General features: G+C 42.9%; 6 protein-coding genes. All 6 read right to left on the bottom strand.

Annotated elements, in window-relative coordinates:
• Positions 1–108: 108 nt before the first annotated feature.
• Positions 109–1,197, bottom strand: a complete 1,089-nt coding sequence (locus DW981_RS13580; RefSeq protein WP_118508102.1) for a leucine-rich repeat domain-containing protein — start codon at positions 1,195–1,197, stop codon at positions 109–111.
• Between the two features lie 396 nt (positions 1,198–1,593).
• On the bottom strand, positions 1,594–2,118 hold the full coding sequence (locus DW981_RS13570) for an Ig-like domain-containing protein (RefSeq protein WP_118508100.1): 525 nt from the start codon (positions 2,116–2,118) through the stop codon (positions 1,594–1,596).
• 82 nt (positions 2,119–2,200) lie between these two features.
• Positions 2,201–4,495, bottom strand: coding sequence for a cellulase family glycosylhydrolase (locus DW981_RS13565; RefSeq protein WP_118508099.1), 2,295 nt, complete (start codon positions 4,493–4,495; stop codon positions 2,201–2,203).
• 332 nt (positions 4,496–4,827) lie between these two features.
• A complete protein-coding gene (gene uvrB, locus DW981_RS13560; RefSeq protein WP_022025030.1) occupies positions 4,828–6,819 on the bottom strand; it encodes an excinuclease ABC subunit UvrB in 1,992 nt (663 codons plus the stop codon).
• A gap of 4 nt (positions 6,820–6,823) precedes the next feature.
• Positions 6,824–8,314: an AAA family ATPase gene (locus tag DW981_RS13555; protein ID WP_347474584.1), complete on the bottom strand. Its 1,491-nt coding sequence runs from the start codon at positions 8,312–8,314 to the stop codon at positions 6,824–6,826.
• Entirely contained in the window at positions 8,266–8,541 is a 276-nt protein-coding gene (locus DW981_RS16290; protein ID WP_347474583.1) for an AAA family ATPase, read from the bottom strand. Before DW981_RS16290 ends, DW981_RS13555 begins: the two co-directional genes overlap by 49 nt.
• Positions 8,542–8,757 lie beyond the last annotated feature (216 nt).

Genomic DNA, 8,757 nt, shown 5'->3' with positions numbered 1-8,757 from the left:
CCCTCAAGGATGGCGTCCATTATCAAAAACATAAATATCTGCAATTTTCAAGGTTCATTTGAGCCTATTTTTCTTCGGCTCGTTTTTCATAGCTTACTTGACACTATCTTATGATTGCTCTTTACCATTTAACTTCTTAAAGCTCTCTTTCAGACGATCCCCTCGTTTAGCGTATACCGCCTCGTCTTTGATGTAATATGTCTTATTGCCTTTCTCAACTTCAACTTTCATCTTGCCGAGTCTTATGTGATCTGCAAAATCAGCAAACAAACGATATATTGTTGCATTTAATTCCTTACCCAATACAATTCGAAAATCCGTATAGTTCTCTCGGTCATAGGTTTGAAGATTTGTTTGAAAACCACTGTCTGCAAACACATAATTTAGTTTACAATTGCATCGTACGATGATCGTCGATAAATCTTTGATGTTTCCAAACGCATGATTTCCTACCCGCTTAAGGCCCTTTGGCAATTCTACAGATGAAATCTGAGTGCTGTCAAACGCAGAATCTTCAATAATTTTCAACGACTTTGGAAGCTTTACAGACTTTAACTCCGTTTTCGCAAAAGCCTGCCGACCAATTTCACGCAACTTATTTCCCATAATAACACTCTCTATTGAATTTCCATAAAAGGCACGTCTGCAAATTTTGGTTACCTTGGAAGGTATTGCAAATTTTTTCTCCGTCTTGCCACTTGGATAAATGTACAACTTCTTTTTGTCCTTTGAATACAAGATGCCCTTACTGACAGAGAACTTCTTGTTTTTCTTAGACACTTGAAGTTTCTTTAATGTCGTGCTGTATGGTTCAAAAGAGCCATTGACGGCATCCATTTCATTGGACGCTTTGATCTTCTTAAAGCTCTTTGGCAGTGAAATCGTTTTGATACCCTCAATACAAAAAAAGCCAGATGAAATTGTTGTGATCCCCTCTCCAAACACCAGCTTGTCAAAAATTGCCGGCTGTCCCGCTTCTGAACCAGGCCATTTGTATCTTCCCTCTTTACGAAATTTACGGATATCCACCGTTCCTTTTCCTGTGATTGTCAATACTGTCTCATCAGAGTTCAAAGACCATTTGATGTTTTTGGTCAACTTCCCGGTTGACTTTGCATCTGCCTGCACCGGTAAAGTCAGCATAACTCCTGCAGCGATACATAATGCCAGCGTCATTACATATTTTTTCATCCTCATATTACTCTCTCCTTTCTATGTTGGACAATTGATCGCGCTGTCCGTTTTGCTACAATAGTAATATTACGATGGAGCTTATAATTTTCTCCTTGGTTATATATTACAACATTTATGGCTGTAATATATGTCCGTTTCCTTAAGAAAAAATTAAGATTGCCAGACAGCAATTTCCGATTAAAGAACAAAGAGTCGCTTGCGACTCTTTCGCGCTCGAGCGGTGCTGTTTACAGCTAACTTCTTCTCCGCGAGATGCGCATCCTCGCGGAGTGTTTTTCGCTTTATAGGAAACGACAAGTTTCCCATAAAGCAAAAAAGAACAACCAATACTTGGTTGTTCTTTTGCTAAATTTTCAAAAGGCATATTTACCACTTATTTCTAAGTCGATCTGTTAAAATTTATTTAATGGTAAGTTTGATTACTTTCTTCTTACCACTGCCATCCGTTGCAATTGCAGTAATCTTAACTTTGCCTTTCTTCTTCGCTTTTACAACACCGCTCTGTGTCACTGTTGCAATTTTAGTATTGCCAGATACCCAGAATACTGTAGCAGACGCATACTTTTTCTTAGGCGTGATCTTGGCTTTCAGTTTGAGTTTCTTACCAACCTTTAACTTCTTAACGCCAGACAGTTTGATCTTCTTCACCGCTTTTTTCATAACGCGAATGGTAATTTTCTTTTGCAGTCCATTCGCTGTACGAATCGTGATCACTGTCGTTCCGGCTTTCTTACCAGCAACAATCTTACCACTACCGCTTACTTTTGCTATTGATGGTTTACTGCTGGTATACGTTAGTTTCTGAGGCTTAGCTCCTGTCGGCAACAAAGTCACCGTAAGCTGCATGCTCTTTCCTGCTGCAAGCTGCAATTTCGATTTTACCGGAAGATTACTTACCTTTTTCACACTGGCAATAACGCGCATTCCGGTCGCCTGAATTCCCGGCTTCTGCGTTGGTGTGATCGTTGGTTTCTCACTTGGAGCAGCACTTTCAGTCGGATCATCACTAGGTACCGATGTTATCGTCGGTGCTGCCGTTGGTTCCGCCGTTGGCTTTTCGGTTACTGTCGGTGCTTTCGTTGGCTCCGCCGTTGGTGTCGGCGTTTTTATCGGTTGCTGCCGTTGGTTCCGGCGCTTTTGTTGGCTCTGCCGTTGGTGTCGGCGTTTTTATCGGTTTTGCCGTTGGTTTTTCGGTTACCGTCGGTGCTTTCGTCGGTTCTGCCGTTGGTTTTACGGTTACAGTTGGTGCTTTCGTCGGTTCTGTCGTCGGCTTTTCCGTTACCGTCGGTGCTTTCGTCGGTCCTGCTGACGGTGATACTGCCGGATAGGATGCATTTTCTTTCTCCTCGTGTGCTCGACAGGTATTGATCAGCCACTTACCGGTTGTTGTCAGATCATCTGCTGTCCAATCGCCCCCGGCATTGCTGCAGCTGCTCTTAAAATACGCCGATTTTTCATTACAATTACTATAACTCCAGCATGCAAAACTAATATTTAATTCGTCCAACAACGCGATCCACCGATCCGCATTTTCCGTGTCATAACTTCCATTACCATCTGCTGAACATATACCAAATTCGGTAACAAAGATCGGTGTTCCATCCTTGGTTGCCAGACGTACTTTTTCCATTAAATTCTCTTTGTGCGTTGCGGAATAAAAATGGAACGTATACATGATGTTTTCATAACCAAGAGCTTTCATCGGCTTAGCCGCTACCTGATCGACATCCTGTGACCAAGTATTCGTTCCGCATATAATGATCGCATCCGGATCAATGTCACGTATCGTCTTAATGACTTCACTACAATATGTATAAAGATCTTTGCCATTGCCACTATACCAATTTGTGCCTGTCGGCTCATTGCAAATCTCATATAACACGTTATCATGATCCTTGTACATTGTTGCGTACTTTGTAAAGAATATCTTTGCCTCTTTCAAATACTCATTTGGATTGTAAGCATGCACATGCCAGTCTACCAACGCATACATTCCGAGCTTGGTTGCATAATCGACACCATTTTGAATCAATGTATCAAGCTGCTGTCTGGTACTGTCTCCACCCGTCAAATATCCAACCGATCCAACGTCGCGTGGATAACAGACCAATCGAACCATATTGATTCCCCAATCATCACGCAATGTCTGGAACGCATTCTGATTGACATACTGCGGAAACCAATGCATACCATGGGTACTGGCTCCACGAAGCTGTGTCGGCACACCATTCTGATCCACCATGATCGGTGCCGCATAGCCGTCAACCTTCTGTACTGACAGTTTACCATGTCTGCCGACCGGAGTGTCCGCATATGCAACATCTTTACGTCCGGTTAATTCATAATTCAGTTCATCACCGGTACTTGGACCTGCACAATTTACAGCAATGACATTAGATTCTCCAACGGAAATAGACGGCTGTTTTCCAAAACCAACTTTATTAGAAGAGCTGCTAACCGTTGCTCCCGCTGCAATCTCTGTCGAATAATATGCCACAACGCCTCCCAGCGCCGCATCATACACTGCAGAAAATCCCTCAACATAGCCAACGTCAACCGATCCCGATGTCGGTATTAAAATCTGAATACCTCTAACCGTTTCGCTGCTGTTATTTGTGATAGAAAAACTGTATTCTGCATAATAATCATTTGTTCCACTGCCAACACTTCTCGTGATCGCAATCTGGTCTGCCGAAACATTGCCACCGGCACTTGCTGTGCTGCTTGGCTTACTTGTCGCGCTGCTTGGCTTACTTGTCGCACTGCTGCCGCTGTCCGCCATATTGATCACCGCAGAGTCAACAGAATAGGACACGGTACTCCCCTCGGCTGCATTGGCAAAACGCACGCCAAGATTTCCCAGCGTTGTTCCACCTTTCCAATCCATATCCGCAAAGGAATAGTTAAGCGTTAACTGACTGCCGGTAACCAGCTCTGCAGTCGAAGACTGATTCCAATTCCAATCACCCGATGCATCCGGTTGTGCAAAAATAAATGCTTGCGCTTTTGCGCCACTTCCCTGTGTAAAACTTTTGATCGTGATCTTTACCGTCATGGAAGTCACCTTGTTCGAAGAGATTGCACTCTTCGTTTTCAAGGCATCCGGTATGTTAAAAAACATATCGCCAATATAATCATCGCCATACTCATTCTTAGCAATCGTTACACTGGTTGCTCCGCTCTTCACGGTAAGATTCTGTGTCGATGCTGCCTTTGCAATGGTAATCGGCAGATTTGCCATAGATAAGACCATTGCCACGGTCAGCACCCACGCATATACGCGCCGCCATTTCTTTGTCATTCTTTTTCTCCCTTCTTGAAATAAACATAAGGCATACTCTAAAATTTTATTGCCCTTCTCTCTAGTACAGCGAATATTAAGTGATTGGCAGTTTGACTTGCTTATTTTCCTGATAGCACTACTCCCCAAGCCTCGACGTAGCCACCACTACGCCTACGTTTGTGAAGTAGCACTCTCAGAAAAATCTTCTGCGCCAAACTATCCAAAACTTAATTTTCGCTGTACTGGAATATCTGTCGAATCCTTACGTTCACCATTACATTACCCAATCATTATACCCTATCTGCGATTATTCGCCAACACTGATTTATATAACCTTTGACGGCAGAATTTTACTCATTCAGCTGTTGTACAACTTTCATCATTTGATCTCTCAACGTTGCTGCCAGTTCAAAGTTTAACTCTGCTGCGGCCGCATGCATCTGTTTCGTCAACTTCTTACGTAGCTGCTGCAAATCTTTCTTGCTCATAGATTCCAGATCTTTCTCAATATCGCCTGAGTTGCCATCGGCTTTCTTCGATATACTGATCAGATCACGTACCGCCTTCTTGATCGTCTGTGGCGTAATACCGTGCTCCTCATTGTACTGCATCTGAATCTTTCGTCTTCGATTCGTCTCATCAATGGCATGGCGCATCGAGTCTGTCATAACATCACCATACATAATAACCCGTCCCTCTGCATTACGTGCGGCCCTGCCAATCGTCTGAACAAGAGAAATCTCTGAGCGAAGAAATCCTTCCTTATCAGCATCCAAAATAGCAACCAGTGCTATCTCCGGAATGTCCAGTCCCTCTCGCAGCAAATTAATACCGACTAATACATCAAATCCATCCAACCGCATATTACGAATAATCTCCGAACGTTCCAGCGTATCAATATCTGAATGCAGATAACGCACCCGAATCCCAATTTCCTTCAAATAGTCCGTCAGATCTTCCGCCATACGTTTTGTCAACGTATTTACCATAACCTTATTTCCTGCATCGATCGTCTTTCGGATCTCACCTACCAGATCATCAATCTGCCCCTCCACCGGACGAACAGAAATCTCCGGATCCAACAGTCCGGTAGGCCGTATGATCTGCTCAACACGCGCCAGCTCATGTTCCTGCTCATATACATTCGGTGTCGCCGATACAAATAACATCTGATTGATATGCGACTCGAATTCGTCAAAATTCAGCGGACGGTTATCTAATGCAGATGGCAGACGGAATCCATAGTCTACAAGTGTAGTCTTCCTGGATCGATCTCCCGCATACATGCCTCGTATCTGTGGTATCGTAATATGAGACTCATCTACCATGATCAAAAAATCTTCTGGAAAATAGTCCATCAATGTATGTGGCGTTTCTCCCGGCTTTAATCCCGATAAATGCCTCGAATAATTTTCGATACCTGAACAAAAACCTGTTTCCCGGAGCATCTCAATATCAAAATTGGTTCGCTCAGCAATACGCTGCGCCTCCAGTAGTTTATCTTCGCTTTTAAAATATTTCACACGATCTTCCAACTCTGCCTCGATTGTTCGGATCGCACGCTCCATCGCATCTTTATCAACAACATAATGCGATGCCGGAAAAATAACAATGTGTTCCAATTCTGCTTTAATCTCTCCGGTCAGTACATCAATTTGAACAATGCGATCCACCTCATCACCAAAAAATTCAATGCGAACCGCCTGATCCGCTTCTGAAATCGGAAATACCTCCAAAACATCGCCACGCACACGAAATGTTCCACGCTGAAAATCCATATCATTACGGTTATACTGAATCTCTATTAATTTTTGGATCACTTCATCACGGTCTTTGCACATACCCGGACGCAAAGACACTGTCATGTTCTGATAATCAATAGGGCTTCCCAAACCATAAATACAAGATACACTGGCTACAATGATCACGTCCCGCCGCTCCGTCAGTGCTGCTGTTGCAGAATGACGTAATTTGTCAATTTCATCATTGATCGAAGAATCTTTTTCAATATACGTATCGGAAGATGGCACATATGCCTCCGGTTGATAATAATCGTAATAGGATACAAAATACTCCACCGCATTCTCCGGGAAGAATTCCTTGAACTCACCGTAGAGCTGTGCCGCCAATGTCTTATTGTGCGCAATGACCAAAGTCGGTCTGTTCAGCTTCGCAATGACATTTGCCATCGTAAAGGTCTTACCGGAACCCGTCACACCAAGCAAAGTCTGGAATTGGTCGCCCTCTTCAAAACCTTTGACCAAAGCGTCGATCGCCTGGGGCTGATCACCGGTAGGTTTGTATTCGCTGTGTAAAATAAATGGTTTTTGTGTTTCTGACACAAAATCACCTCCTCACTGCTACATTCTGAATTTCGTCCTGTCCGATCAAAACCTTTTTTCCTTCAAAGGCAAAGCCATAATGACGGATCCTGTCTGCCGGTATTCCCTGTAATAGCAGTTCGGCATCATAGTTCTTCTCTGTGATCTGATCTAAAGCCGTCCGAACCGTATCCTGTAAAGATTCCTCCTCATCCGGTTCATGCACTTTAAACTCGATCACAATGGCATCATCCACCTCTGTCACCGGTGTAAGCATCACATCATATCGTCCATATCCACTCTCCCGGTTGGAACGGATCTGATACCTGTCCCGCAGCTCCACCAAAAGTCCCAGAACAAATCCATGATAGAACCGCTCCGGCTGACTTTTCTCAGAAGGTTTCTTTCCTGTATCAAAGCTGCTGAAGGTTGCAAATGCAACATCATTCATATAAATATTCATTTCCTTGAGACTGCCCTTTAACAGTGCCTTCACGAAATCATTATAGTTCGCATCTTTATTTTTAAACCATCCCCGGAACATTGTCATGAACATGCTCAGTGTCTCAATATTTGTAATATCCAACGTGTACCATGGTTCCAAAGTAATCCCACGGTAGTCTATATTCTGCACTTTCAGATAACCACTGGCAAGCAGAAGACTCCAGATCGCCTCTTCATTGTCATCCAACTGGTTATATACGATCTGCTCGTCAAAATTTACAGTGATCGCCTGTCCCCTCAGCAGATCCTCCATCTTCTCCTTCACATCTGCAGATGCCGTCCGGATCAACCTGCTCACAAGCCCATTGGAGCTTGTGGAAGCCCAGTATGGATATAATCTGCGTTCATCCAGATAATTTGTAATGGACCACGGATTGTAAATGTCTCTGTGTTCTCCAAAAGTAAAACCATCATACCACTGTTTCACTTCATCCTTTTTATCGCTCATTCCATACTCATCCAGTGCAGCAAAAACTTCCTCCTCCGTAAAACCGAAGCAATCTGCATACAGATTGGAAGTCGTCGTTACGACACGTAAATTATTTAAATCGGAAAAAATACTCTCCTTGGATACTCTGGTAATTCCCGTCATAATTGCTCGCTCCAGATAAGGATTTGTCTTAAAAGACGCATTAAACATACTTCTCACAAAAGACGTAAATTCATCCCAGTATCCCTGAACATACGCCTCCTGCATCGGCGTATCATATTCGTCCAAAAGAATGATGACCTTCTTGCCATAATAACGTTCCATCCAGACAGACAAAGTCTTCAATGCATTCTGTGCCATTGTATCATCCATCTGGATCGTGGTACTATTGTATATTTTTCTTTCATTATCACTTAATACATTACCCTCTAACAAATATCTGTTTTCTTCATACAGCCTTGCAATCTCCTGCTTGATCTGGGTTTTTGCATCCTCCAGATTGCCTGCTTTCACAGCAGCAAAACTCAAAAAGATCACAGGATATGTTCCCTGCAGTTTCCGATACGTTTCATCCTGCCATATAGAAAGCCCCTCAAACAGATCCGCCCTGTTCGCATATTTATTAGAAAGAAGCAGTCCAGCATACTCATATTTAATGTCTTACCAAAACGGCGTGGACGCATGATCAATGTTACAACATCCCGTTTTCCCCACCATTCTTTTATAAAATTTGTTTTATCCACAAAAAAGCAATCCTGCTCTCTCAGATCAGAAAAACCTTGTATTCCTATACTAATCGCCTTTTTCATACGCTCACCTGCTCACCTGTCATTATATATTTATTACATTATAACGATATTCCTCTAAGGTTACAAGGCAAATCACAAGTCAAAAAAACGCAAATTTTATTAATTTGTAACTAAAACTTCCCATACCGGAAGCTACTGCAAGAACCACATATTGCTTATTATGTCAAAGCATGCTAAGTGTTTTGCAGCCACAATATAGCGGCTTCTGCCGACAGA

The organism is Clostridium sp. AM49-4BH, from assembly GCF_003478335.1.
Taxonomy (GTDB): domain Bacteria; phylum Bacillota; class Clostridia; order Lachnospirales; family Lachnospiraceae; genus Butyribacter.
This window is presented reverse-complemented; position numbering and strand designations above follow the sequence as displayed.

Bases quoted from the DNA above. Each gene is read 5' to 3' on its own strand.
- DW981_RS16290 (WP_347474583.1), bottom strand. From the start codon at position 8,541: ATGAAAAAGGCGATTAGTATAGGAATACAAGGTTTTTCTGATCTGAGA.
- DW981_RS13580 (WP_118508102.1), bottom strand. From the start codon at position 1,197: ATGAGGATGAAAAAATATGTAATGACGCTGGCATTATGTATCGCTGCA.
- DW981_RS13565 (WP_118508099.1), bottom strand. From the start codon at position 4,495: ATGACAAAGAAATGGCGGCGCGTATATGCGTGGGTGCTGACCGTGGCA.
- DW981_RS13570 (WP_118508100.1), bottom strand. From the start codon at position 2,118: ATGCGCGTTATTGCCAGTGTGAAAAAGGTAAGTAATCTTCCGGTAAAA.